This is a genomic window from Robinsoniella peoriensis (assembly GCF_000797495.1).
Classification (GTDB): Bacteria; Bacillota; Clostridia; order Lachnospirales; family Lachnospiraceae; genus Robinsoniella; species Robinsoniella peoriensis.
Map to the genome: position 1 here is coordinate 648,195 of NZ_JTGN01000001.1, position 25,303 is coordinate 673,497.

The 25,303-nt window shown below is 41.9% G+C and carries 23 protein-coding genes and 3 pseudogenes; 8 read left to right on the top strand and 18 right to left on the bottom strand.

Translation table 11 applies throughout. The features are described 5' to 3' along the window. Positions 1 to 75: 75 nt before the first annotated feature. Entirely contained in the window at positions 76 to 1,368 is a 1,293-nt protein-coding gene (locus QR40_RS02725) for a galactokinase (RefSeq protein WP_027293419.1), read from the bottom strand. 286 nt (positions 1,369 to 1,654) lie between these two features. Here QR40_RS02725 and QR40_RS02730 point away from each other — a divergent pair, with 286 nt between their 5' ends. Next, positions 1,655 to 2,557, top strand: a complete 903-nt coding sequence (locus QR40_RS02730) for an AraC family transcriptional regulator (protein ID WP_044293185.1) — start codon at positions 1,655 to 1,657, stop codon at positions 2,555 to 2,557. Here the strand turns inward: QR40_RS02730 and QR40_RS02735 are convergent. The 10 genes and pseudogenes from QR40_RS02735 to QR40_RS32950 form a co-directional block, all read right to left on the bottom strand. After that, complete coding sequence (locus QR40_RS02735) at positions 2,550 to 3,455, bottom strand: Rpn family recombination-promoting nuclease/putative transposase (RefSeq protein WP_044293186.1); 906 nt, start codon at positions 3,453 to 3,455, stop codon at positions 2,550 to 2,552. The genes QR40_RS02730 and QR40_RS02735 overlap by 8 nt on opposite strands. A 477-nt stretch (positions 3,456 to 3,932) precedes the next feature. After that, the gene (locus QR40_RS02740) at positions 3,933 to 6,008 is read right to left on the bottom strand and encodes an aminopeptidase (RefSeq protein ID WP_081998786.1); all 2,076 of its coding nucleotides are present in this window, start codon (positions 6,006 to 6,008) and stop codon (positions 3,933 to 3,935) included. Between the two features lie 43 nt (positions 6,009 to 6,051). Next, positions 6,052 to 6,642 (bottom strand): HD domain-containing protein, encoded by a 591-nt coding sequence (locus tag QR40_RS02745; protein ID WP_044293187.1) that lies wholly within the window; start codon positions 6,640 to 6,642, stop codon positions 6,052 to 6,054. Positions 6,643 to 6,651: 9 nt separating this feature from the next. Beyond that, complete coding sequence (locus tag QR40_RS02750) at positions 6,652 to 6,972, bottom strand: DUF6142 family protein (protein ID WP_027293415.1); 321 nt, start codon at positions 6,970 to 6,972, stop codon at positions 6,652 to 6,654. Continuing rightward, positions 6,965 to 7,426 (bottom strand): VanZ family protein, encoded by a 462-nt coding sequence (locus QR40_RS02755; protein ID WP_027293414.1) that lies wholly within the window; start codon positions 7,424 to 7,426, stop codon positions 6,965 to 6,967. The genes QR40_RS02750 and QR40_RS02755 overlap by 8 nt, the downstream gene beginning before the upstream one ends. Positions 7,427 to 7,441: 15 nt before the next feature. Next, entirely contained in the window at positions 7,442 to 7,594 is a 153-nt protein-coding gene (locus tag QR40_RS32025) for a hypothetical protein (protein ID WP_027293413.1), read from the bottom strand. Between the two features lie 41 nt (positions 7,595 to 7,635). Continuing rightward, on the bottom strand, positions 7,636 to 8,310 hold the full coding sequence (pyrE, locus tag QR40_RS02765; protein WP_027293412.1) for an orotate phosphoribosyltransferase: 675 nt from the start codon (positions 8,308 to 8,310) through the stop codon (positions 7,636 to 7,638). 31 nt (positions 8,311 to 8,341) lie between these two features. Further along, complete coding sequence (locus tag QR40_RS02770; protein ID WP_044293188.1) at positions 8,342 to 9,247, bottom strand: dihydroorotate dehydrogenase; 906 nt, start codon at positions 9,245 to 9,247, stop codon at positions 8,342 to 8,344. 40 nt (positions 9,248 to 9,287) lie between these two features. After that, complete coding sequence (locus QR40_RS02775) at positions 9,288 to 10,079, bottom strand: dihydroorotate dehydrogenase electron transfer subunit (protein WP_044289265.1); 792 nt, start codon at positions 10,077 to 10,079, stop codon at positions 9,288 to 9,290. A 196-nt stretch (positions 10,080 to 10,275) separates the two neighbouring features. Further along, a pseudogene (locus QR40_RS32950) lies at positions 10,276 to 10,389 on the bottom strand (DUF6783 domain-containing protein); the annotation flags it as partial. On the opposite strand from QR40_RS32950, the pseudogene QR40_RS32955 reads away from it, so the two are divergent. Beyond that, a pseudogene (locus tag QR40_RS32955) lies at positions 10,366 to 10,620 on the top strand (DUF6783 domain-containing protein); the annotation flags it as partial. The pseudogenes QR40_RS32950 and QR40_RS32955 overlap by 24 nt on opposite strands. On the opposite strand, the pseudogene pyrF reads toward QR40_RS32955, so the two are convergent. The 3 genes and pseudogenes from pyrF to QR40_RS02790 all read right to left on the bottom strand — a co-directional run. Beyond that, positions 10,502 to 11,425, bottom strand: a pseudogene (gene pyrF, locus QR40_RS02780) (orotidine-5'-phosphate decarboxylase); the annotation flags it as partial. The pseudogenes QR40_RS32955 and pyrF sit on opposite strands and share 119 nt — an antisense overlap. A gap of 27 nt (positions 11,426 to 11,452) precedes the next feature. Continuing rightward, entirely contained in the window at positions 11,453 to 12,733 is a 1,281-nt protein-coding gene (locus QR40_RS02785) for a dihydroorotase (RefSeq protein WP_027293408.1), read from the bottom strand. Positions 12,734 to 12,983: 250 nt separating this feature from the next. Further along, positions 12,984 to 13,223 carry a hypothetical protein gene (locus QR40_RS02790; protein WP_027293407.1) on the bottom strand — a complete coding sequence of 80 codons (240 nt, stop codon included), beginning with the start codon at positions 13,221 to 13,223 and terminating at the stop codon, positions 12,984 to 12,986. Between the two features lie 343 nt (positions 13,224 to 13,566). On the opposite strand from QR40_RS02790, the gene mnmL reads away from it, so the two are divergent. The 6 genes from mnmL (at position 13,567) to QR40_RS02820 (ending at position 20,140) form a co-directional block, all read left to right on the top strand. Continuing rightward, the gene (gene mnmL, locus QR40_RS02795) at positions 13,567 to 14,502 is read left to right on the top strand and encodes a tRNA modification radical SAM protein MnmL/YtqA (RefSeq protein WP_044293189.1); all 936 of its coding nucleotides are present in this window, start codon (positions 13,567 to 13,569) and stop codon (positions 14,500 to 14,502) included. Between the two features lie 26 nt (positions 14,503 to 14,528). Further along, positions 14,529 to 15,041: a DUF4364 family protein gene (locus QR40_RS02800; RefSeq protein ID WP_027293405.1), complete on the top strand. Its 513-nt coding sequence runs from the start codon at positions 14,529 to 14,531 to the stop codon at positions 15,039 to 15,041. A gap of 11 nt (positions 15,042 to 15,052) precedes the next feature. Next, positions 15,053 to 15,760 (top strand): response regulator transcription factor, encoded by a 708-nt coding sequence (locus QR40_RS02805; RefSeq protein WP_027293404.1) that lies wholly within the window; start codon positions 15,053 to 15,055, stop codon positions 15,758 to 15,760. Beyond that, positions 15,753 to 16,709, top strand: coding sequence for a sensor histidine kinase (locus tag QR40_RS02810; protein WP_044293190.1), 957 nt, complete (start codon positions 15,753 to 15,755; stop codon positions 16,707 to 16,709). Before QR40_RS02805 ends, QR40_RS02810 begins: the two co-directional genes overlap by 8 nt. A gap of 156 nt (positions 16,710 to 16,865) precedes the next feature. Further along, positions 16,866 to 17,546: an ABC transporter ATP-binding protein gene (locus QR40_RS02815; RefSeq protein WP_027293402.1), complete on the top strand. Its 681-nt coding sequence runs from the start codon at positions 16,866 to 16,868 to the stop codon at positions 17,544 to 17,546. Then, positions 17,540 to 20,140 carry an ABC transporter permease gene (locus tag QR40_RS02820; protein ID WP_044293192.1) on the top strand — a complete coding sequence of 867 codons (2,601 nt, stop codon included), beginning with the start codon at positions 17,540 to 17,542 and terminating at the stop codon, positions 20,138 to 20,140. The genes QR40_RS02815 and QR40_RS02820 overlap by 7 nt, the downstream gene beginning before the upstream one ends. A 19-nt stretch (positions 20,141 to 20,159) precedes the next feature. Here QR40_RS02820 and QR40_RS02825 read toward each other — a convergent pair whose 3' ends face one another. The 4 genes from QR40_RS02825 to QR40_RS02840 form a co-directional block, all read right to left on the bottom strand. Further along, complete coding sequence (locus QR40_RS02825; protein ID WP_044293193.1) at positions 20,160 to 22,643, bottom strand: ABC transporter permease; 2,484 nt, start codon at positions 22,641 to 22,643, stop codon at positions 20,160 to 20,162. 5 nt (positions 22,644 to 22,648) lie between these two features. After that, entirely contained in the window at positions 22,649 to 23,314 is a 666-nt protein-coding gene (locus tag QR40_RS02830; protein WP_027293399.1) for an ABC transporter ATP-binding protein, read from the bottom strand. Between the two features lie 62 nt (positions 23,315 to 23,376). Continuing rightward, the gene (locus QR40_RS02835; protein ID WP_052430663.1) at positions 23,377 to 24,555 is read right to left on the bottom strand and encodes a sensor histidine kinase; all 1,179 of its coding nucleotides are present in this window, start codon (positions 24,553 to 24,555) and stop codon (positions 23,377 to 23,379) included. After that, entirely contained in the window at positions 24,543 to 25,217 is a 675-nt protein-coding gene (locus tag QR40_RS02840; protein ID WP_044293194.1) for a response regulator transcription factor, read from the bottom strand. The genes QR40_RS02835 and QR40_RS02840 overlap by 13 nt, the downstream gene beginning before the upstream one ends. Positions 25,218 to 25,303 lie beyond the last annotated feature (86 nt).

The window sequence follows — 25,303 nt, forward strand, 5'->3', positions numbered from 1 at the left end:
TATATTCATAGAGAATAATTCCCGCCGCTCTGTCCTTTTTAAGTAAATTTATATCACTTCCATGATCCCGGTCAATCAGTCTTTATTTAAATCCATATGGATTGCACCATATTTCCTGATATTCATTACATATACACATCCTTCACCCAGCTTCTCTTCCATATACTTTGAGTACTCTGCTGTATATTCCTTAGGAAGCAATGTAAGAATAACACCTGCAAAGCCGCCCCCATGTACACGGCAGGCGCCGCCTTGAATACGATCCAGAAATAGTTCTGTCAAAGCCAGGGCAACGGTAACAGACTGCTCATCATAGTTTTCAATGGAGTAGCAGTTCTGCAGCCATTTCCAGGAAGAATTACCGGATGCTGTAATTAATTTGAGGAATTCCTCATATTGCTGGCTTTTCAATGCTGCTACCTGCGCATCCACTCTCTGGTTTTCTGTAAAGAAATGCAGCGCACGCATAACAGCACGATCTCCTGCACTCTTACGAACTTCTGTGACATTCTTCAGGAATTCTTCCAGAGACACCTCTGATAATGTTTCTTTTCCGAAGAATGCAGCCGCTTTTTTCATTTCTATTGGGACAGAAGAATATTCTGCACTTAAATCCGCATGTCCTTTTCCTGTGTTTACTATAATTAAGTCGTAGTTAATACTGTCAAAACTAAAATCTATTTTTTCAATTACCGGCTGATCCGGATTCTTGAAATCCATTGCTACAATACCACCACAAGCACATGCCATCTGGTCTAAAAGTCCGGACTGTTTATTCCAGTATTTATTTTCGGAATACTTACCGATCTTTGCATAAGCAACTGTATTCAATTTTAAATCATTAAAGAAATAATCTACCATACTGCAGATTAACATTTCAAAAGATGCAGAAGAACTCACTCCCGCTGCTCCAATTACATTGGTTGTAACATAAGCATCAAAGCCACCGATTGCATATCCTTCTTCTAAGAAACCTTTTAAAATTCCTTTCAATAAGTCCGGTGTACCCGCATGTGCTTCCGAAGGCTCCAGGTCATCTAAGCTGATCTGCAAATGCTGATCATAGGTTTCACTAATGATATTTACGATATTGCTGCTATTTTTACTTGCCGCTGCAACACAGTCTAACTGAATACTTCCAGCCAGAACTTTTCCATGATTATGGTCTGTATGATTTCCGCCGATTTCTGTTCTTCCCGGTGCGGAAAAGAATTCAAACTCATCGTTCTTAAATTCCTCTGCAAATTTTTCCGCAACATGCTGATACCTTGCTGCATTCTCTGCGATCTTTTCTTCTCCATATAAATCTCTTAATAGCACTTTTGATGAATTGCTCTCTAATAATGAAGATACATTTTCTAATTTCATCTCTGTTTCATCCCTTCTATTCATTTCATATGTTTTCTGTTGACCTTTGTCTAAACTTCTTTTATACTATGATTATAATGAGAGTTTAAGATAAATACAACAATTATATTTTCCAATTATATAACTATATTGAGATTTCAAATAAGCTGCTTCTAAGTCAAAACCCAAGATGCACCTTCTGAAGCTAAGCTGTGCGTTGGAAAACAGAAATGCATATCAAAAGAGAAATGTATGTTCATCATTGGGTTGAGTTTTTACCGCACTCCCCGGGAAAGGATTTTAAATTATGCAGATTGAGATTAATACTGATCAAAGAGAATTGAAACTTCACGGCAACTATAATTTTCCTATCTATGTTAGTTTTGAAGTTCTTTCACAATATGAGAGCGGCTCTTTTCTCTGGCATTGGCATCCGGAAATTGAAATGACCCTTGTTCTGAAAGGGGAAATGGATTACCAGATCAATGAAACGCTCTATCATATCAAGGCGGGAGAAGGTCTGTTCGGTAATGGGAACACGCTGCACACCGGACATATGCATAATTCTTCGGACTGTACTTATATCTCTACGACTTTTCATCCTCGGGCGCTTTATGGGTATGACTCCAGCCTGATTAACGAAAAGTATGTAGAAACGATATTGAAAGATTCCCTTTTATCTTCGCTCCATTTTACCCGAAATATTAAATGGCACGCTGACATACTGGATGACCTTTCTTTGCTGTATCAGCTTAGCTGTGATAAGCCGCCCGTATGGGAGATGCGTATGCAGATGCTTTTGTATCACATCTGGATTCTTATATGCGAAAATCACAGTCCTGCCCCCAGTACCAGTGCGTCCTCGCAAGTAAAAAATATAGAACGCCTGAAATCTATACTTTCCTTTATTCACAGCCACTATTCAGAAAAAATAACTTTAGAAAATATCGCCTCTTCTGCGGGTTTATGCCGAAGTGAATGCTGCCGTTTTTTTAAAAAGCATATGAATGAATCACTTTTTGATTACCTGCTCTCCTATCGGATTGAACAAAGCCTGCCTATTCTTTTGAAATCAGATCATACGGTAACCGAAGTTTCCGGAATGACTGGCTTTTCTAATCCCTGTTATTTTACAAAAATATTTAAAAAGCAGATGGGGATCTCCCCTACGGATTTCCGAAAGGAAAAATCAAAAGATGCAGCTATATAGCATGGTGTGTTAACACATTTTCATTTCTCCAGGCTTCCACTTGTTCTGTTGACACTCCTGCTGCCAATGCTATCAGATCGACTAAAATATTTTCTTTCAGCAATTTTAATGCCATTTCTTTTTTTCCTTCATTTACTCCCCGCTGAATCCCTCTCTCCAATCCTCTTTTTTCAGCCCAGTACATCTGATGATTATAATCTCTAAGCGCTTTCTCCCGCGCCTCATATTCCATTCGTTTCTTTTCATCTTCACTTAAATGTTTTAATATTTCATAAGCTTCATTAATATATTCATTTTTCTCAGCCATTTCCCTGAATTCCTCCTCACTTTTTCCACTTAAAAACTTTGCCCATTGGTATATTTCACTATCCGGATATTCTCGCTCCCGCAATTTGGTTAATTCCAATACATGAAATTCCAGTTGATCAGTATATAACATTCCACAGGTATCCTCCCGTAAATGAAAAGAGGAATAGAAATTCTCCATGTTATCAAACAATTTAAAGTCCAGTATGCCAATATGGATACACTTCATGAGGGTTCCGTAAGAATCCCCTTCTTTAATTTGCTCCGTATACATTCTGCATAGGTAAAAAACAGTTCTCTCTGCCCAAAAATCAAATGGGCCCACCTGCATTTCTATATCTATCTGAGATTCATTGTTGAAAATAACCCGGACATCTAAGATTCCTATCTTATCGTCTTTATACTCTTTTCTTAATATGGTAGGAAGTAGTGTGATTTCTTTGATTTCCTCCGGTTTTTTATCTAATAATGCCGAAATAAAACCTCTGCGGACTTTTTCATTTAACATTAACTCCTTAAAGCAAAAATCTACCGTTGGAAACATCAACGATTTATGGGACTTCCCATTCAATTCCTTTTTACTACACCCCATCTGCCCTCCGATTCTAAGTGTTTCATTTATAATAGAATAGCAAAAGTAAATCCGGAGCGTTTTTAAATTATCTGGATCAATAAGATTGTGCTCTATATTGAGGAAGAGTTGTGCAGATTGATGGCATAGATTTTAAAACAGACTCTGGTATTTCTTCCGCATTCTACATATAAAAAGACGGCACTTCAAAATTATGCTGCATACCATATGCAATTTTTTCTGTGTGAATTATTGGCTGAATTGCCAGAATTACTTAAGACAAAAGTATAATATCATATTATATCAAAAAAGTCAACCGTTTTTTTATTATCCTCTTATTGTTTATAATATATGTTTTAAGAAATCAAATGATTGCGTAGTATGGCACAATAGCCAGAAAAGATTATACCTATGAAGTGATGCGTTTCTCTGCCGAGTGCCTCCTTACAATCCGACTGGCTCCCATCGGATTGTAAGCGGGCAGAGCTGCGAAATGCATCAGGATTTCACAGTGAATTCCCCCAAAGCTTCATTCAGCTCTTGTGTTCCTTCCAGAACAAATTTACCATCCCGTATAATGTCAGTTTTTGTACCGTCATTCTTTACTGCCTCAATAAGCTGTAGTTCATCATATGGTATGGTGATATCGGTATGGCAGCCCAAATAAGCTTTCCCAATATCTTCTTTTCGTAAAAGTGAAACTTCATTGTCTTTGGCGATGATTTCCTTTCCGTCCGGATTGTGGACAGCGATATCTTCAGACCAGCTGTAGCAAGTGTCTCCCACTGCAAAATGCGGACCCATTTTTTCCGCTATGAGAATTGGCAGCTTATCTGAAATCTTATACTTTCTGGCCATTGCGTAAGCAGTAGTATTAGTGCCTATTGCAAATTCTCCCATAGGCAGTGATTCATGATGATATAGTACATTTTCTAAGATATAGCGCTTATTCTCTTCTGCTTTTTCAAAATTACCGCAGGTATATTCTTTGATCATTCCATCTTCAAAGGTAATGGATAAATCTACATACTTAAGTTCATTGAGGTAAACCTCCTTTACCTGAAGCACGCCGGATGTTCCCGCAAGCTTTGGTGAAGTAAATACTTCTCCCACCGGTATATTAACATCTGCCACACAGTTCTCAAAATTCGTCTGTACTGCCGGATCTTTAAGTTCATGAAGCTGTACGGTCAAATCAGTATGATTATCTCCTTTACCTACTATATGAACACAGCTTCCCTGGTCAAGAGCATCTATTATGGTCTGCTGAATTCTTTCATATAAATGATAGTCCAACGTATTCAGTTTAATTACTTCCCTGAAAATCTCTTCAAACTGCTCTCCAATTTCGGGAATCGGAAATGCTATAATTGTAAAACTCCGCTCCTCACCTTTGATATAACGATTTGTGATCTGTGAAGATTCGTTGTTATAGAATACAGTAAGCTTTTCCTGCTTCTCGGACATATGATAAGCTGCCGGCTTATTCTCCGGTATAAAAGGCTGCTCTCCGAAAATTTCAACACATGCAGGTCCTGCATGACGGTTAGCCAGATCTTTATACTTTTCATAAGCAGTGCGAAGAACCCCCAGCTTACGCTCTACAAATGGCTTATCCAGATAAATTGCATTATCTGCTCTGTGATCGTAGTCAAATTGTTTATTCGGAATTGCGCCATAATATCCTATGCGCAGCTGCTGGCGCTTATTGATGCTATTCACTGCTGAGCGGTAGATTACCGGACGCAGCCCCATTTTCTCAAAGTTTTGGATTGCCTTGCGAATCATTCTTTCAAATCCCAGATTGTAACGGATATTTACAGTTTCTTTTGAGGACAGGTCTATCTTCGCTTTTTCGAAACCAATACGATATCCTTCCGTATAAGTAGACGCCATCAGATCAATGGTTTTCTGGTCAAGGGAATTCAGATATTCTGCTGTTTTTCTTTCATTCTCTGTTATATATTCGCCGAACTTATAGAGATATCGAAGATCTGACAAATCTTCATTCATAATAAGCTGTACTGCAAAATCCAGATTCGGGTCTACGGACTCCTGAATTCTTCTGGTTACTGTCCTATCGCTGTAATCACTGATAAACCAGTAAAGGATCTGCTGTATTTTCTTGTAAACAGGAAGTTCTTCTTCCTCAAAACAATTATAGATCTCAATAAATACTTCGCATATGATTACCATGTCCCACATTCTGCCCTCAAAGGCAAAAGCAATCATTCCACGCAGTTCTGTGTATAGAAAACTTAGTATTCTGCCGTGAATTTCTCCCAGTTTACTTACCGCATATTCCGGATTTCCGTAACTGTTATCGTAATGCTCCGGAAGTATGTCTTCATATAATGAATGATTCAGTTCCTCCCACTGTTCACAGCTGTATGCATTCAGTTCCCCGCTGCATAATTTTTCAAACAGAACTTTTATTTCCATGATAAAAGACGCCATTTTTTGAAAATAATCAATAAAGGGCGCCGCTACTGTTTCTTCTGCTGCTATTTGAGCGATACGCTCCATGGAAAGATCATAACGCTCCTGATAAATTTTCGCTTCTTCCAGGTCCATAACATCCTCCTTAACTCCATTAATACCTTTCAGATCGGGAATTTTATTTTCCGGACCTGATATTTCCATTCGCAATATTCCGGTCTATAATTTCTTCACAGAAATCCCAAATTGCCTCAGAACCTTTATGGGTATCTTTATTGCGATCCATAATCTGCATTTCTTTTACTTCATGCTCTCTCCAAGCCTTGCCTTTTGATGCATCATTTAACATCACCGGCTGTACTTTATCCAAAGTCAGGGCAAATTTTGCTTCCGGCGTCTTGGCCGACTCAAATTCTTCCCACAACTCACGCATATAACCAGCCTGATCCTCAGGAAGGAGGTTGAAGATTCTGTCTGCCGCTTTCACTTCACGCTCACGCTTCGTCTCATTTCCTTTTTCATCATAAGCATAAGTATCGCCGGCATCTATTTCCACGATATCATGTATCAATACCATCGTAATCGTTTTTAAAACATCTATTTCTTCATTGGCATGTTCACTTAAGACCGCACACATCATAGCTAAGTGCCAGGAGTGCTCCGTATCATTTTCATGCCTGCTGCCATCTGAAATATAACTTTGTCTTGTGATTTTTTTTAATTTATCCACTTCCATTATAAAATTCATCTGGGCTTCTAATCTGTTCATTTCATTCGCCTACTTTCCTACTCCAATCAAAAATATTGCTACCCATCCCAGAAATATTACACCATTCAAGATTGCTCCAAGCTTCGGAAAAAAAGATATGGAATTCTTTTCCGTCAAACTCAAAAATCCAAGAATTAAACCTGCAAAAGACATGATCATAGCGGTAAGTCCAATCGCTCCCAGGTACTGTCCTCCCTGTCCTCTGAAATAAAAGGACAGATAAGCCAGTACACAGAAGATCAAAAAGGATACACCGCCCAGGACTGAAGCTGTAATTCCACGCTTTGAATGTTTTTTTTCAGCAAATGAATACATTGGTTTCCTAGCCATATATATTTCTCCTCACTCTGTTACAAACACAAAACACCAGATAACCAATCATACCACCGATGGTATTCAATAAAAGGTCGTCTACATCAAAACTTCCCACCTTTGAAATAAGCTGGATGCATTCTACAATCAAACTGAACTGAAAACTCAGCAGAACAATTACCACAAAATGTCTCGTTTTTCGGTTCAGCACCGGAAAAATCGCTCCAAATGGCACAAAGCACAGTACATTTCCAATAATATTAGTAAACACCGCAAAAAATCCCAGCTGTTCTCTATATATCCAAAAGCGTTTAATTTCCTTTAAGGGCTGTAAGTTATAACTGTATTCCCGTTCTGATAATACTCTGCCATAACTTTCTGCAAAAAACAGGAAGTATGTCAGTAAGATAAGGTAGATCATAAATAATACTACGCTTATCCACTTAATCTTTCTTTTAGTTTCCTTTTTCACGAAAATACCTCGATACTAGAACATTACATTCTTTTTTGCCCTCAAAAGCTTTGCTCCATGTACAATTAACAAGATTCCACTTGCAATCCCTGTTACCATAACAGTAATGCCAACCACAATATTGCCTGCTCCTACACTGCTCATTGTTTTGTAAATCTTCTCATTCATGGTATAGCCTCCTTTTATATTGCAGCGCTGACCGCGCCTAATTATTCTGCTCCGTACTGTACATAATATGCATCAATTGCAGCTTTTAAGGCGTCATCAATAATAATTTTGCCTTTATATTCTTTGTTGTACAGATGTTCTACTACCTCTGCCATTGTAACAATAGCAGTTGTTTCTAGTCCGTATGTCTCCTGAATTTCCTGAAGAGCGCTTTTGCTTCCCTGTCCTTTTTCCATACGGTCTACAGAAACTACTAATCCCAGCGGCGTTACCGCTCCCTGTGCTTTGATGATTGGAAGTGTTTCCTGAATAGACGTACCTGCAGTGGTAACATCTTCGATAATTACGATCTTATCACCATCATTAATCGGACTGCCCAAAAGAATTCCTTTGTCACCATGATCTTTTACTTCTTTACGGTTAGAACAGTATCTGATATCTTTACCATAAAATTCACTAATTGCCATAGTAGTTGCTACGGTAAGCGGGATTCCTTTATATGCCGGTCCAAATAATACGTCAAAGTCAAATCCGAATTTTTCGTTGATGGCTTTTGCATAGTATTCTCCCAGCTTACGTAGCTGTGCGCCTGTCCGGTAAAAACCTGTGTTTACAAAAAACGGGGTTTTTCTTCCACTCTTCGTTACAAAATCACCAAATTTTAATACCTGGCAATCCACCATAAATTCTATAAACTCCTGTTTGTATGCTTCCATTTCATTATTCTCCTGTCTGCCTCTTGGCTTGCTATTTTACTGCTCCTATTAATTCTCGTATATCGTCGATTTTATTCTCAATCAGATACTCCTCAATGCCTTTTACTATCTCTGCAGTTGCTGTGGGATTATTAAAATTTGCCGTTCCCACTGATATGGCAGTCGCACCTGCAAGTATAAACTCCAGTGCATCTTCCGCAGTGGCGATTCCTCCCATACCGATGATTGGAAGCTTTACGGCATTTGCTACCTGATAGACCATGCGGACTGCAACTGGTTTTATCGCAGGTCCGGAAAGTCCGCCTGTTTTATTTGCCAGTGCAAAGCATCTTTTTTGTACATTAATCTTCATCCCGGTCAGTGTATTGATCAGGGAAAGTGCATCTGCACCTCCCACTTCGGCAGCCTTCGCCATCACGGTTATATCTGTAACATTGGGACTTAATTTCATGATAATCGGCTGCTTTGCTCTTTTCTTTACTTCCCTGGTAATGTGTTCAACCGCTTTTGGATCCTGTCCAAAAGCAATACCACCTTCTTTTACATTCGGACAGGAGATATTTATCTCCAGAAGGTCAACCGGCTCTTCTGCAAGGCGTTCTACCACCTGGCAATAATCTTCTGTAGTTTTTCCACATACATTTACAATAATCTTTGTTGAAAACTGCTTCAGAAACGGAATATCTCTCTTGCAGAAAGTCTCCATTCCGGGATTCTGCAGCCCTATGGCATTTATCATTCCTCCATAGGTCTCTGCAATACGTGGAGTGGGATTTCCAGCCCATGGAACATTTGCCACACCCTTGGTCACTACCGCTCCCAGGGTATTCAAATCCACAAATTCGCTGTATTCCGAACCGGAACCGAATGTCCCGGATGCAGTCATAACAGGGTTTTTAAATTGCACCCCGGCAATTTCTACACTTGTATTTAACATAATTTCGCTTTTTCCTCCAATGCCGCATTTACTGCGGCTTTTATAAATCTATTTCCGTTGATAAGAATACCGGTCCGTCTTTACAGATACGTTTATTGTGTACCTGGGAGTGTTCATCCAATTCTTTGGACTGGCATACACATGCAAGGCAGGCACCTATTCCACATGCCATTCTCTCTTCTAATGAGAGCCAGCATTCGATACCATTTTCCTCTGCATATGATTTCAGTGCACGCAGCATCGGGGTTGGACCACATGCGTAGATCACATCTGCCGTCAGTCCATTTTCTTTTATTGCATCCAGAACATTTCCCTTAGTGCCCGCACTTCCATCTTCGGTTGCGATATATACTTCTGCATAAGTATTCAATTCACCGGTTAAGAACAACTCATCCCGGTAACCCACGATGGCTTGTTTTTCCCCTTTTAATTCTTTTGCAAGCTGCACCATTGGAGGAATACCGATACCGCCGCCAATTAAAAATGCTTTCCTGCCTTCTTCCATACGGTCCAGGGGAAATCCATTTCCCAGAGGCCCCATAATTTCAATCTGGTCGCCTTCTCCTAATCCGGAGAACTCATCAGTGCCTTTTCCCACTACGCGATAGACAATGCGCAGCGCTTTTTTTTCTTTATTTACTTCACAGATACTGATGGGTCTTGGCAGCAGACGGCTCCCATCCCTGCTGAATACCGATATAAACTGTCCTGGTTTCGCGTGTTCCGTAATCTGTTCAGAATCCAGCCACATGCTGTATACATCCCCGGCAATTTTTTCCTGGCTTATAATTCTGCTTTTTTCTTTTATTTTTTCTTTCACTTTTTCTGCCATGTTAACTCCTTTCTGTTCCCTGGTAGTCCATAAAGCTTGAATTCCCAATAAATGCTAGTGCTCCACAGAACAGTAATGATAGTGACAGTGCTGAATATTTTGTAAGCCTGCAAGGCGAAGTATGGAAGCGGAGTGGTTCCTCCGCTGACTGACGACAACGCGGCAAATGGCAAAACAGGCAGTGCTGTTACTATTGTTACTGTCCGGATGGAGTACTAGAGCGTGTTTTAAAATTGCTTTCTGGCAGCTGTGCGTCACAGTTTGTGGGAGATTTGTCCCGGATGAAGGGCGCGTAGCGGGCTACGTAACCTGAATTCGGGGCAAATATGCCGCAAAGTGGGGCGTGCAGATGGCGGGAATGAATTTTAAGAAACGCTCTAGAACGTGTCTGGTATCTTCCTTATTATATGATTGCTTTATCCGCGGTTCTTTAAAGCACCGTCAATGTCTGCTACCATATCTTCTACTGCAGCCCTGGAAGCTTCACCGAAGTTTTCTGCTCCGAATTTCAAATATTGTTCCTGCTTATAAGCAGCTATGATTCCCCTGGAGGAGTTTACGATAGCACCCAGACCATCTTCATTAAAGAAATGTACCAGATCTGCGCCTTTTCCACCTTGTGCTCCGTAACCGGGAACCAGAATATAAGCTTTCGGCATTATTTTACGAAGTACTTTTCCCATTTCAGGATAAGTTGCGCCAACTACAGCTCCAACGTAGCTGTAAGAATCGCCCATGCATTCTTCGCCCCATTGAGCTACTTTTTCGCCCACTAGCTCATAGAGCGGCTTCCCGTCGACCAACTGGTCCTGGAATTCCCCGCTGGATGGATTGGAAGTTTTCACCAAAATGAACAGCCCTTTTTTCTCTTCTTTGCAGACATCGATAAATGGCTTGATTCCATCTGACCCCAGATAAGGATTAACAGTTGCAAAGTCTTCATCAAAGGCTGTATATGTTTTACTTCCCACCTGTACTTTTCCAAGATGACCCACTGCATATGCTGCAGATGTAGAACCGATATCTCCTCTTTTTACATCTCCGATTACAACCAGGTCTTTTTCTTTACAATAATCTACGGTCTTTTTAAATGCTTTTAATCCTTCAATACCAAACTGCTCATACATGGCAATCTGTGGTTTTACAGCAGGTATGATATCATAAGTATGATCTACAATCTCTTTATTAAACTGCCAGATAGCCTCTGCAGCGCCTTCTAAGGTCTCTCCGAATTCTGCATATGCCTTGCTTTTAATATGATCCGGAATATAGCCTAACATCGGGTCTAATCCTACTACAATCGGTGCATGTGTTTTCTGTATTTTGCTTATTAATTTCTGAATCATTTCTTAAAAATCCTCCTGTTTTCCTGATTATTTATCCTTAAATACAATCTCACCGTCACAGATCGTAACTTTTACCCTGCCGGTTACTTTTCTTCCATCAAACGGTGTGTTCTTCCCTTTTGATGCAAATTCTTTTTTATTGATAGTATAAGCTTCATCCGGATCGATTAATACGATATCTGCGGCTTTTCCTTCTGCCAGAGATCCGCGGTCCGTAAGACCCGCTATCCTCGCCGGATTATAACTCATTTTCTCTGCCATCTGCATAGGGGTAATGATATCCTTTTTTACCAGTTCTGTAACCGTTAAGGCTACCGCTGTCTCCAGGCCTGTAATCCCAAATGGCGCACGTTCTATAGATCTGCTCTTTTCTTCTTCACTGTGTGGAGCATGATCTGTGGCAATTACATCCATAATGTCATTCTTTAATCCCAGCAATAATGCTTCCTTATCCTCTTTTGTACGAAGTGGCGGATTCATTTTGTAATTTGCGTCATTTTCCTTAATATCATCGGAAGTAAGGGTGAAATGATGGGGACATACTTCTGCCGTTACCCGGATGCCGTCCGCTTTTGCCTCTTCTACCATTCTCACACTGTCTTTGGTAGAACAATGGCAGAGATGAAGTGCTGCTCCTGTTTCCTTAGCAAGAAAAATATCTCTTGCTACAATAACGTCCTCCACCGCATTTGTAATTCCTTTTAAATGCATTTTTTTGGTATGGCAGTCAGCGTTTACAACGCCTCCTTCTACCAGATCAATATCCTCACAATGAGCAAGTACCGGTATATTTCTAGCTGCAGCAATCTGCATCGCTTTACGGTAAAGTCTGGAATTCATAACTGATTTTCCATCTTCACTGATTGCAGGTGCACCTGCATCAATCATCCCTTCAATATCAGCCAGTTCCGTTCCCTCCTGGCCTTTTGTAATCGCACCTACCTGAAGCACATGGATTACCGAATTCGTTTTTGCTTTATTCATTACATAACGAAGTCTTGTTTTATCGTCGGTTACCGGCTTGGTATTAGGCATGGCAAGCACTGTTGTAAATCCGCCCTTTGCTGCGGCTAATGCTCCTGACTCAACTGTTTCTTTATAAGTATATCCCGGATCTCTTAAATGCACATGCATATCGATTAGTCCGGGCATTACATAATATCCGGCAGCATCAATCGTTGTGTCTGCTTTTTCTTTCAGATCCCTGCCTACTTTTTCAATCTTGTCACCTTTAATCAGGATGTCACACTGGTCATCCAGCTTCGTATCCGGGTCAATCACCCTGCCGTTTTTAATTAATATACTCATCTTGGGATTCCTTTCCTGCAACTATTCGAGCTTTAAAATTCCCGGGACTGATACCGGTCAAATTGAAAACTGACCCATTCCCAGGACAACTGAATAATGACTTTTCTCTTCCTTCTGCCTTTTTATCAAATGATTAACAAAATCGCAGAATTTTCCATGATGGATTTATTTTATCATAATCACCAATAAGCCGCAAGTAGTTACAAAAAAAAGCAAGAACCCCATTATCAGTGTTCTTGCCCCTTTCCCCCTATTTTGTTTTCAGACTTTTGAATTTATTTTTATATTTTCTGGACATTAACTTTTTCTGTAACTTATATTCTTTCTTATGCAGCCTGCCGATCTGCTTTGCATCAGCATCCAGAACCTTCTTCATTTTGTCAGACTGCATCCTGGCACTGTTTCTTACAGACAATGCAATAATCAATACACCAAGAACTGCCTGTATAACAAGCACAAGCTTTTCTTCCATCTCTTCGTTCAGCTTCATAAATAATCTCCTTTGCAAATTATTGTCATATTATAGATATTAGTATCCTTACTCCATAGTTTCCTTATGTAATGGATATTCTATTCCTGTTTTCAAACACACTTTTATACTACAGCGAAAAATTTCTTGAAATTGGGTTAAGCTGATTAATGACGCTTTGTAGATGTAGGTAGTGTACGGAAAGAGAAGGGAGCGGACCAGGACATTGCGTAATTATTTTTCTAAATTTATGATAGCATTTCTTAAATGAAAAAACAAGGGATTGTTATTTTCCTTGAAATCCCTACCTCGCAATGTTATGATAAGGAATAGAAGAATTTAATACACTAAAGGACTATAAATCATGCAAAAATGGGGTGAAAAGCCTTATCGTTCCCTTGATTTTCATTTAAGGGAACTGTTCGGTGAAAAAATATATAAAGTCTCTCTGAACGGAGGGATGACCTGTCCCAACAGGGATGGTACTCTGGGCAGCCATGGTTGCATCTTCTGCAGTGCCGGTGGCTCCGGTGATTTTGCGGCAGACCGCACACTTTCTATCCGGGAGCAAATTGAATCACAGAAAAAGGCTTTGCAGGGTAAGAAACCTGTAAAACGTTATATCGCTTATTTTCAGGCATACACCAATACTTATGCGCCGGCAGATTATCTGGAGAAAATCTTTACAGAGGCCATCACACATCCGGACATTGCTGCACTCTCTATCGGGACCAGACCGGACTGTCTGGGTCCGGATGTACTGGAATTGCTGGGACGATTGAATCAAATCAAACCCGTCTGGGTAGAATTAGGATTACAGACCATTCATCCGAATACTGCCAGGCTCATCCGAAGAGGTTATGAATTATCCTGTTTCGATCAGGCTGTTTTACAGCTACGCCGGTTACATATTGATGTTATCGTGCATACCATTCTGGGCCTGCCCGGTGAAGGAACCGCTCAGGTACTGGAGACTATTTCTTATTTAAACAGAGCCGGGATTCAGGGGATAAAACTGCACCTCCTTCACATACTGAAAGGAACTGAACTTGCAGGGCTATATAAAACGGGCGGATGTTCTGTTATGACACTGGAAGAATATGTGGATCTTATCCTATTATGTTTAGAGCATCTTTCTCCCGAGATCACGATCCACCGCCTGACCGGAGATGGTCCCAAAGACCTGCTTCTGGCTCCCCTTTGGAGCAGTAAAAAGCGAACGGTATTAAACACGATCCATCAGGAATTAAAAATAAAAAGTACCTGGCAGGGGCGCCTGTATCTGCAGGAATCTATATAAGGAATCTATTTAAGAAGGAGTAATCTATGTCAGAACCGTTAACGTTATACAAATTAATTATTCTGGATATGTTAAAAAAAGTTAATTTTCCCCTGTCCAACAGTCAGATCTCCGAATTTATACTGGACAAGGAATATACGACTTATTTTACGCTTCAGCAGGCTATCTCCGAACTGGTTGATTCCGGACTGGTTCATGTGGAAACCATCCGCAACACTTCCCAGTATCATCTGACTGATACCGGAAGGGAAACCCTGGAATATTTCGAATACAAGATTTCAAAACCTATACAGGATGATATCGATGAGTATTTAAAACAGCATAAAATGGAATTGCGCAATGAAGTATCAATCGTAGCCGATTATTATAAAAATACAAATAATGAATATGAAGCCCATTGCCAGGTAAAAGAGCGCCACTCTGATTTAATCGATATTACCGTTACCGTTCCGCTAAAGGAACAGGCAATTGCCATTTGTGACAACTGGCCGAAAAAGTGTCAAAGTGTCTATGAATTCATTATGAAAGAATTGATGTAACGGAGCGGAACATGTATACTATTTTAATTGTTGAAGACGACAAATCACTGAGTAACGGGATTGCACTTGCACTTCGTGATCCGGAGCTTACTTTTGTTCAGGCATTTGATATTCAAAATGCAGCCGAACTTTACAAAACCCAAAATATTGCCCTTGTCATTCTGGATCTGAATCTTCCGGATGGCAGCGGGCTTGATTTTTTGCGGTCTGTCCGCCAAAGCTCTGATACCCCTGTTCTGATTTTAACTGCAAATGATCTTGAGATGGACATTGTTACCGGACTGGAAAGCGGCGCGGATGATTATATTACAAAGCCTTTCAGCCTCATGGTGCTGCGTGCCAGAGTAAATACACAGATTCGCAGGCTTTCCGCCAAAGAGCCGGGAGATGGCTGCAGGCGATCCTCCTGTATTTCCACTGGAAGTTTCTTTTTTGATTTTGATAACATGATATTTCGAAAGAATCAGGAACGCATTGACCTGAGTAAAACCGAACAGCGCCTGCTGCGCATACTTACTGAAAATAAAGGCCTTACCCTGTCCCGTGCCCAGCTGGTTGATAAAGTCTGGACCGATGGCGCCCAATACGTAGATGAAAACGCTCTCTCGGTCACGATTAAACGTCTTCGTGACAAGCTGGAAGATACCCCGGCTTTCCCACAATATATAAAAACTGTCTATGGGATAGGATATACCTGGCAGGAGGAATCCAATGGATAACCGGTTGATCATTTGTATAATCGCTGCGCTTTCTGCAATTGTGGTATCTGCCTGTCTGGTCATCATGAACAGAATACAGACCCGGCACCTGATCGACCAGTTGAACGAAATGCTGGATGAGGCTGCAAGCGGAAAATTTCAGGAAAAGATCTACGATGAGTCGCTTATGTCCGCACTCAGTGTTAAAATGCATGCATTTCTTACCCAGACCCTTACTTCATCCGGGAATCTGCAAAAAGAAAAAGAGAATATTAATACCCTGATCTCTGACATTTCACACCAGACAAAAACACCGATATCTAATATTCTGCTTTATTCCCAGCTGCTTCAGGAATTGCAGCTGACTTTGGATGCCCGGGAATATTCCGGTCAGATCACTGAGCAGGTAGAAAAGCTGCGTTTTCTGATCGATGCCCTGATACGCACCTCCAGGCTGGAAAATGGAATTATAACGGTAACGCCAGCCATGAATCAAATCCACCCCCTATTTACCCAGACACTCCGCTTCGCTGACCAGTCTCTGTCTGCCAAAAACCTGCAGCTTCTGATCCATCTGGAAAATGAAACGGATACTGCTTTTTTTGATATGAAATGGACCTTGGAAGCACTTCACAATCTGGTTGATAATGCCATTAAGTACACAAAGGAAGGGGATACGATTCTTCTTAGCGGAATGCCGTATGAATTATTTTACCGCATAGACGTTACGGATCACGGAATTGGGATCCGCGAGGAGGAACGCAATAAGATTTTTACACGTTTCTACCGCTCTCCTTTCGTCTCAGACCAGGAAGGCGTAGGGCTGGGCCTTTATCTTTCCAGGGAAATCATTACCGCACAGGGCGGATATATAAAGGTAAAATCCCAGCCTGATTCCGGCACCGTATTTTCCATCTTTCTTCCCAAAGGTCAATCACAGAGCGTGCCTGAAGCTCAGGAACCTGATTGAAAAATCACAGTACAAGTCTCAAATCTTTCCATTCTGTTATATTTCAGAAAGAAAGTGGAAATAACTTCATGCTATAGTCTGTATATAAGAACTCTTATATGCAGGCTGTTTTTATTTAATAGAAATTGCACTGCTCCAATCAGAAAGGAGATTCAAATGAATATACTTGAAACTACCCAGTTAAAAAAGATTTATGGAAAGGGCGAAACAGCCGTCAGAGCTTTAGACGGGGTTGATCTTACCATAGAAAACGCATCATTTACGGCTATTGTCGGCACCTCCGGAAGTGGAAAGTCCACACTGCTTCATATGCTTGGCGGGCTTGACCGGCCTACCAGCGGAAAAGTGCTGGTGGACGGGAAAGACATTTTTGCCTTGAAGGAAGAAGAGCTCACGATTTTCCGCAGGAGAAAAATCGGTTTTGTTTTTCAGAATTACAATCTGGTCCCCGTGCTGACTGTTCTTGAAAATATTATGCTGCCAATCGAACTGGACGGCAAAAAACCGGACAATGAATATATAGGCAGGATTATTTCCCTGCTGGGCCTGAAATCCAAACTGGATAATCTGCCGAATAACCTCTCCGGCGGACAGCAGCAGCGAGTTGCCATTGCCCGGGCCCTGGCTTCTAAACCAGCTATTATCCTTGCAGACGAACCTACCGGAAATCTGGACAGCAAAACCAGCTCAGATGTACTGGGGCTTTTAAAAATTACCAGCAGCCGGTTCAACCAGACAATTGTTATGATTACCCACAATGAAGAAATTGCCCAGATGGCTGACAATATCATACACATTGAAGACGGTAAGATCGTAAGGGGGCAGCCGGCATGTTAAAAGTCAAAAATAAAAAGGCCGTTCAGAGAATCGCCTGGAAAAGTTATCATTCTAATAAAACCAGGAACATAATAGCTATATTTGCCATCATGCTGACCACGATGCTCTTTAGCGCACTGTTTACCATTGGAATCACCATGAATGCTTCTTCAGAAATGCAAAGTATGCGCCTGACCGGAGGAAAAGCACATGCCAGCTTCAAAAACCTGACCGAGGAGCAATTGAACCAGTTAAAAACGCATCCGCTGATCAAAGAAGCAGCCATAACCAGAATTTTAACCGGACTGCGGACCGATGCTTATAAAAAATATCCATATCAGGCTGAACTCCGATACGGGAACGATGCCGCAGCAGATGTATTTTTCAGCAAACCGGAAGTTGGGCATATGCCGGAAACAACAGATGAACTGGCGACCGATACTGCCCTGCTGGATTTCCTTGGCATAGAACATAAGCTTGGTGAAAAGGTAACACTTACCTATCCTCTGGGCAATACCGAGGTGACCCATACTTTTACCCTTTGCGGTTTCTGGGAAAAAGATACATCCATCATGCATACACAGGTCTGGCTGTCAAAGGATTTTGCAGCCCAGTCCATCGCTGAATATCCTGATGCAGCATCTACTGATATGTCAGCTGGTACCTGGTCTCTCGATATATTATTTGCAGACAGCGGTAATATTAAAAAAGATCTGGAAACCGTCGCTAAAGATAACGGCTATACACTGGATGACCCCCAAGCCGCAAATTATCTGGAAACGGGAATTAGTACGGCATTATCGTCTGTCCGGCTGTCAAACAGTGATCTTATTCTCAATGTATCCATTATGGCGCTTGCGGCATTGATCATCCTTTTGACGGGATACTTGATTATTTATAATATTTTTCAAATTTCCATTACCGCTGATATCCGTTTTTATGGACTCTTAAAGACAATCGGCTCTACCCAGAAGCAGATCAGACGCATTGTGCGGATGCAGGCTTTTTATCTTTCTTGTATCGGCATTCCTATTGGGCTGCTGCTGGGATTTATCATTGGTGCCGGGTTATCCGATATGATTATGAATATCTTAAACAGCAGCGTTTACATCAGCCCCAATCCTCTGATCTTCATCGGTTCTGCCCTGTTTTCTATTATAACGGTGTCCATCGCATGCAGGAAGCCAAGCCGCATGGCTGCATCCGTTACACCGGTGGAAGCTACAAGATATACTGATGGAAATAAAAGATCTAAAAATGTGCGAAAATCCAAAATTGGCGCCAAAGTACTGCGTATGGCAATTGCGAACCTGAATCGAAACCGGAAAAAAACAATTCTGGTTGTATTATCCCTGACACTGAGCCTCCTGCTTTTGAATGCAACCTATACATTTAGCGGAGGATTTAATAAGGACCGCTTTCTAAGCCAGTTTATACTTTCTGATTTCGTTGTCGGCAACGCAGATTATTTTAAAATGAGGTTTAATCAATATGACTCCCAATCCGCTCTGAGCCAGACTGCAAAGGATTCTCTCCTGAGTCAGGAAGGGATTGAAAGTTATGGAGAAGTAGGTATGTCCAGCAAATACGCCATGTCCTCAATGACCGCAGCCGGATTCGAGAAAGTTACCGGCTACCCTTTTTCATCGGAATATGGCGCTGAATCTGAAGCGGTCAGCCCGGAGGAAGAGATAGATGTCAGCCTTCGTATTTATGGAATGGATGATTTTGCAGCCGGTTACCTGAAAGTTGTGGAAGGAACCCTAGACCGCAGCCAGTGGCAGGATCCCCATTCTATCATCCAGGTCATTCCCAAGGACGACTATGGAAACTATAATAAAGAGGATAAAATTTACCAGGTGGGCGATACCATGACGATCGACTATTATGAGGATTTCCCCTGGGATGAAGAAGGGAATATGATCCCTGCGGACAGTCATCCGATATCTTATACAGTAGCTGCCAGCGTACTGATTCCGGAGCCGCTGACCAGTCTGACCTTTGGGACACCTATGTTTGTTCTTTACCAGGATATTCTGAAACAGGATACGAATAACGCATATACACCAATGATCTGCATTGCAAATGCTGACGAAGCACATACCGCAGGCATTGAGTCATTCTTAAAAAATTATACGGAGCAGGTGGAACCTGATATGTCATATAAGTCCAGAACCGGCTATTCAGGCAGCTATACGCTGATCCAGACAGCCATCATTGCTGTAGGCGGCGGGCTCAGCGCAATCATAGCACTGGTGGGGATTCTTAATTTTATCAACGCTGAATTAACAAGTATCATGTCCAGAAAGAGGGAGCTTGCCATGATGCAGAGTATTGGCATGACCGGGCGGCAATTAAAGCAAATGCTGATATTGGAAGGTATTTTCTATGGCATTTTGTCCATCCTGACTGCCTCGGTTCTGAATATCTTTACCAGCCGATTCCTTTTAAGCCCCATAGAACAGATTTACTGGTTCTTCGAATATCACTTCACGATGCTGCCTATACTGATTGTGTTTCCCATTTTCCTGGCATTTGGAATTTTAATCCCTCTGCTGGCTTACCGAAAAGTTTCCCGACAGACCATTGTCGAAAGGCTGCGCGAGAATGAATAGCAAAACATTTTAATAACGGTTACTCAACACTTTCAATAGATTCTACTATACTCATCCTGGCTATTTTCCGAAGAGGAATGCAGGTAGCTGCCAGACAGGCGATTACAGAAACTGCTGCTGCCTGCAATATAGCCATTACCGGAACTGCTGTGATCTGTATGGTATCTGTGGTGGCTGCATTTATAAAAATAGTGCAAATATAGCCGAGCACTGCCCCTATAACAGAAGCTATGACTGCATAGTAGGCACCTTCCCACAAAAATGTCTTATAAAGGGAACGGCTGCTCATCCCAATGGCACGCTGAACGCCGATTTCTGTAATCCGGGTATGAATGCTGGTGTATGTGGTATTAATGATATTCAGCAGACCGATCATCCCAATGAAGAAAATCAATCCCCACCCCAGCCATTTTACCTGCGCGTAGCTCTCTTCCAGCTGCTGGTCGGTTTTCTTGTAAGAGATAGAATGGCTTCCGGGATTTTCCTTACAAATTTCATCAATGATCTGATCTGTCTCTGTTTCCTCTACTGTTTTCAAAAACCTGGGATATATCTCGGAATAGCTGCTCTTTCCGGTCAGCTTATCATATACCTGATCAAATACGATAATCTGCACACCATTTGTAAATCCTTCTCCGGACAAGGTTATCTGCTGGCAGTTTCCCTCTACCTGAAGCGGTAAATCAGCAATTTTGATCTGATCCCCAGGATTCAGCGCCGTCCCTTCAAAAGTCTTCCCTTCTACTGCAACCGCAATTGGATTTTTAACCAGACACGACTTTCCTTCTTTTAAATCCTCCATCTGTTTATCCGTCATCCCTGGCATTAAACTCTTCAGCCACTCCTCATCAATACCGATAATCTGAAGTGTCTCATAACTTTGTTTTAACTGAAAGCTTGCCGCAATGTCCAGGGAACCATCTTCTTTTTGATTGTAAATACTGTACTTTAAGGTCGAAACAGATTCAATATCCGCTCTTTTTTTCAAGTCATCGATTACTTTCGGGGCAAAACCGATGTTTTCATTTGTTACGGCATAATCTCCGCGGTGCATATCCTGTACACCTTTGGATGCATCTAACAATGAGGAAAAACTGGTAAGCGCCACGAAAACAGTAATACTCATTACCAATGATAGTATGGTTATGATCGAACGTCCAGGGCTTCTTTTCAGGTTCAGCCTTGCAAAAAAAGCTTCAAAGCTGCGGATCTTACGTTTTCTTCTGTTTTTTCTCTTTACTTTTGTACAGCTTCCGGCCATCGCCAGGGTAGGCGCAACATTAGCCGCATACCTTGCTGCCGGTATGGCTGCAATACAGGCAAATGCCAGTGTAATAAATATACTGATCAACAGCGGAAGTATTTTACCGGAGCTGTTTTGCCCGATCAGATTGGATAACTCCTCCTGACTCTGGGTCATAAAAATGCTTGGGGAAAACAGGGTCGTTGCTGCCTTCGTAATTCCCCCTGCCGATAAAATGCCGGCAATTGCCCCGATCGGAATTCCCAGTCCGCAAAGAAGTAACAGCTGTCTGGCAACCAGATTGTAGAGCTGTCCCGGTACAGCGCCAATTGCGCGTAAAATCCCATATTCCCGAATCTTTTTATTGATGGATATTTTCAGTATATTGTAGATCACCAGACCTGCTGCCAATAGTACCAGTATTCCCACCATTACGCCGGACATTGCCATGAAAGAAAATCCAGCCGCTTCCCGCGTATTTTCGGCCGTTCCCCGGTAAGAAATGTTAAGGGCATCCAGATATACCCAGTTATATTGAATAAGCTTTTCGTCTGCCTGGTACTTATCTGCCAGCCGATCCAGAACATTTTGAAATTCCTGCCTGGATGCCGTAATAAAATCCACCGAGTACATCTGATATTTTTCCGGCAAAAGCTCTTTAGCCGTTCCGGCTCCTACGGCACCTGTTGTAGTGCCGCTGACATATCCGGTATAATTCGGTTTTAATATACCGCACAATGTAAATTCAGCCTGATATTGATATGGGGCTTCACTATCCTGTAACAGGGAAATACTTAAATCCAGGCGGATGCTGCTGCCTAATTTTCCTTCCAGTTCCAGAAGTTCTAAAACATCCGAAGGAAGTGCTATTTCCCCGGCTTTTTCTGGCAGCCTTCCGGATTCCAGACTGAGTGCAGAAGGGTAGGCACCCAGGTCATTCTGATCATACTCCCGTAACTGCAGATTCAGCCCGCTGTTCTCCATCCGGCTTATCCCTATCGTTATATTGGCACCTGCCCAGGATAAATCCGGTTCTTCAAGAAGACTGTCTTTCTCATTCTCCTTCAGGCTATGAAACGAAGCATAACGGATTCCATTTAACATACTTGCCTGCTGTTCCCGCAATGCCTGCAGAATACCAATGGACTGTCCCACAACCGTTGTCATCATCGTTGATAAAATAATCGCAATCAGAATCAATGCAGAAGTTACTTTCTGCGCTTTTATTTCTTTCCAAGAAAATGAATGATAAGATTTCATCCCGGTTACACCTCCGTAAGCACACCGTCAACAATGGTACACTGACGCTCTGCCATTTTTGCTATTCGGATATCATGAGTGATAATAATCAGGGTTTTTCCCATTTCTCTCCAGATATCGGAAAGAAGTCCCATTACTTCCCCTCCGCTTTTGCTGTCCAGATTACCGGTGGGTTCATCCGCCAGAATAATATCCGGTTTGGCAATCAGGGCCCTGGCTATAGCTACTCTTTGCTGCTGTCCTCCCGAAAGCTCGTTTGGAAGATGGGTAAGCCGCTCTCCGATCCCCAAAAGCTTTGTTAATTCCTTCAGATAATCCTGGTCCAGATGTTTTTTATCCAGCAGCAGAGGCATTTCAATATTCTCCCTTGCGGTTAGTACCGGAAGCAGATTAAACTGCTGGAATATAAATCCGATCTTCCTTCTGCGAAATGCAGATAACTCTTTATCTCCTGTCCGGTAAATATCCTGACCGTCATAGGATACACTGCCCTCACTTGGCTTATCCAGTCCTCCCAGCATATGCAGCAAGGTACTTTTTCCGCTGCCGGAAGGTCCCATAATAGAAATGAAATCCCCCTCCTGAACTTTTAAGTTTACTTTGTTGAGTGCCGTAACCTGATTTTCTCTGACCCCATATACCTTTGACAAACCTTTTACTTCTATAAACATAAAAACACTCTCCTTTACTTTTCTTTGTAAGGAGAGTGTATCAGGCAAATCTCAAAAATTGCTCAAGGTTTCCATGATGTTTGAAATTTTGTTTCCACCAGCGCACCTGCGGGCTGGTCTTCACTGTTTCCCTTTAGATTCTGAATCTTAAGCTGACCGCCGTGCTTTTCACACAAAAGGCGGCTGATATAAAGACCCATGCCAAAATGTTCCTCGCTGTTTTCTTCTCCGCGTAGAAATGGCTTACCACCCTTTTCCAGTATTTTTTTTGGAAATCCCCCGCCGTCGTCCCGAACTGAAATCACAAGGCAACTGTCCTCTATCGCAATTTGTACCGTGATTTCCTGTCTGGCATAACGTCTGGCATTGGAAACCAGATTTTCCAGTACTTCCTGAATCAAAGATGTATCCAGCCATACGGTCTGTTTTCGGCTGTCCATGTTTTTATTATCCGGATTATTATATTGAAACCGAATATTAGGAACCAGCATCTTCAGTCCCTTTTCCAGCATTTGCGTAAACTGACCCAGATCTGTCTGTTCCGGTTTACAGGCTACCTCTTCCAGTCTCTGGGCTTTGCTCATGGCTTCTACATAGATTTCAATGCGTTGACTGTATTCTTCCATCAAACCGACAGTAGAATCCAGATGCTTCAGATCCGTATTTTGTTGTTCCATTCCCTTGCGCATCAGTTTTGCGCAGCCTTTTAAAACCGTAACCGGGTTTCTCAGATCGTGGGCAAATGCAGCATTCAAACGCTTACGCTCTTCCATCTGCCTCCACATTTCCCTGTTGTTCTTCTGAAGTTCTCTGCGCATGGATTCAAAAGCCCCACATAACTGCCCAAGCTCATCCCCGGAAGTCTGCTGCACCTGAAAATCCAGGTCGTTATGCATGATCCGCCTGGCCCCATCCTGTAATCTGCCAATAGGATTCTTTAATTTTACCCGGTAGAAAGTGACATCTGCAATAATCAGAGCGGCTATCACAAAAAATACCGGCAGGAAAATCTGAAGAAAATCCCATATCTGAAAAGCAGGCTGCTCAGTACTGTAATTCTCAGTCACTTTTACATCAACGGTTCCCTCCTTCATCTGCGCCACGATATTGTCCCCCTCCTGACGGCGCATTGCAATACATCCCGCAAAGGCAATTCCCCCAAGAATCAGTGCAATGCATAAATAAAATAAGGTAAGGCAGAAAAATGCTTTTTTTAAACCCATTTGTTTTATCCGTTCCATTTATACCCCATCCCCCAAACTGTATCGATATAATTGTGAAGGGAGTACATACCCAGCTTGGAACGGATTTTTCTCACATGTTCCATAATGGTATCACTGCTGCCCCCGCCTTCCACACCCCAAACCAGCTCATAGATCCGCTCCCGGTCAAATACCTGTCCGGAATTCATGGAAAGAAGCTCAACAATATCAAACTCTTTTTTTGACAGGGAGACTGCATTCTGGTTTACCGTCACTTCCCGTTTGGAATAGTCAATTACCAAATCCGCAAAAAAGCGAACCGTCGACTGTTCCTGTCTTCTCTGCTCTCTTCGTAAATGGGCATTAACCCTGGCGCCCAATTCATCCAGGTCAAAGGGCTTTAAAATGTAATCATCCGCTCCTGCCCGAAAGCCCATGATCTTATCCTGGCTTTCAATTCTTGCCGTTAAAAATAAGATGGGACAGGAAACATGCTCCCGAATGCGCTGACACACGGTCAAACCATCCAGTCCAGGCATGTTGATATCCAGCAGTATGATATCCGGCTGACAGGATATCTTCTTAAGCGCCTCTTCCCCGTCATAGGCGGTATAGACCAGATATCCGCATAGTTCAAAATAGTTTTTCATCATGGTTACGATGCCTCTTTCGTCATCCACGATTAATATTTTCAAGTTCATTGAAATTCCTCCTTATTGCCTTTATGTCCAGCGCATTTTCTTTATTGTATCCTATAATCCTCAAGATTTTCTCAAAATATGCTGTA

What these genes read in the sequence shown, in the direction of transcription:
- QR40_RS02725 (WP_027293419.1), bottom strand. Translation starts at nt 1,368, where the DNA reads ATGAAATTAGAAAATGTATCTTCATTATTAGAGAGCAATTCATCAAAA.
- QR40_RS02730 (WP_044293185.1), top strand. Translation starts at nt 1,655, where the DNA reads ATGCAGATTGAGATTAATACTGATCAAAGAGAATTGAAACTTCACGGC.
- QR40_RS02735 (WP_044293186.1), bottom strand. Translation starts at nt 3,455, where the DNA reads ATGGGGTGTAGTAAAAAGGAATTGAATGGGAAGTCCCATAAATCGTTG.
- QR40_RS02740 (WP_081998786.1), bottom strand. Translation starts at nt 6,008, where the DNA reads ATGGACCTGGAAGAAGCGAAAATTTATCAGGAGCGTTATGATCTTTCC.
- QR40_RS02745 (WP_044293187.1), bottom strand. Translation starts at nt 6,642, where the DNA reads ATGAACAGATTAGAAGCCCAGATGAATTTTATAATGGAAGTGGATAAA.
- QR40_RS02750 (WP_027293415.1), bottom strand. Translation starts at nt 6,972, where the DNA reads ATGGCTAGGAAACCAATGTATTCATTTGCTGAAAAAAAACATTCAAAG.
- QR40_RS32025 (WP_027293413.1), bottom strand. Translation starts at nt 7,594, where the DNA reads ATGAATGAGAAGATTTACAAAACAATGAGCAGTGTAGGAGCAGGCAAT.
- pyrE (WP_027293412.1), bottom strand. Translation starts at nt 8,310, where the DNA reads ATGGAAGCATACAAACAGGAGTTTATAGAATTTATGGTGGATTGCCAG.
- QR40_RS02770 (WP_044293188.1), bottom strand. Translation starts at nt 9,247, where the DNA reads ATGTTAAATACAAGTGTAGAAATTGCCGGGGTGCAATTTAAAAACCCT.
- QR40_RS02775 (WP_044289265.1), bottom strand. Translation starts at nt 10,079, where the DNA reads ATGGCAGAAAAAGTGAAAGAAAAAATAAAAGAAAAAAGCAGAATTATA.
- QR40_RS02785 (WP_027293408.1), bottom strand. Translation starts at nt 12,733, where the DNA reads ATGAGTATATTAATTAAAAACGGCAGGGTGATTGACCCGGATACGAAG.
- QR40_RS02790 (WP_027293407.1), bottom strand. Translation starts at nt 13,223, where the DNA reads ATGAAGCTGAACGAAGAGATGGAAGAAAAGCTTGTGCTTGTTATACAG.
- mnmL (WP_044293189.1), top strand. Translation starts at nt 13,567, where the DNA reads ATGCAAAAATGGGGTGAAAAGCCTTATCGTTCCCTTGATTTTCATTTA.
- QR40_RS02800 (WP_027293405.1), top strand. Translation starts at nt 14,529, where the DNA reads ATGTCAGAACCGTTAACGTTATACAAATTAATTATTCTGGATATGTTA.
- QR40_RS02805 (WP_027293404.1), top strand. Translation starts at nt 15,053, where the DNA reads ATGTATACTATTTTAATTGTTGAAGACGACAAATCACTGAGTAACGGG.
- QR40_RS02810 (WP_044293190.1), top strand. Translation starts at nt 15,753, where the DNA reads ATGGATAACCGGTTGATCATTTGTATAATCGCTGCGCTTTCTGCAATT.
- QR40_RS02815 (WP_027293402.1), top strand. Translation starts at nt 16,866, where the DNA reads ATGAATATACTTGAAACTACCCAGTTAAAAAAGATTTATGGAAAGGGC.
- QR40_RS02820 (WP_044293192.1), top strand. Translation starts at nt 17,540, where the DNA reads ATGTTAAAAGTCAAAAATAAAAAGGCCGTTCAGAGAATCGCCTGGAAA.
- QR40_RS02825 (WP_044293193.1), bottom strand. Translation starts at nt 22,643, where the DNA reads ATGAAATCTTATCATTCATTTTCTTGGAAAGAAATAAAAGCGCAGAAA.
- QR40_RS02830 (WP_027293399.1), bottom strand. Translation starts at nt 23,314, where the DNA reads ATGTTTATAGAAGTAAAAGGTTTGTCAAAGGTATATGGGGTCAGAGAA.
- QR40_RS02835 (WP_052430663.1), bottom strand. Translation starts at nt 24,555, where the DNA reads ATGGAACGGATAAAACAAATGGGTTTAAAAAAAGCATTTTTCTGCCTT.
- QR40_RS02840 (WP_044293194.1), bottom strand. Translation starts at nt 25,217, where the DNA reads ATGAACTTGAAAATATTAATCGTGGATGACGAAAGAGGCATCGTAACC.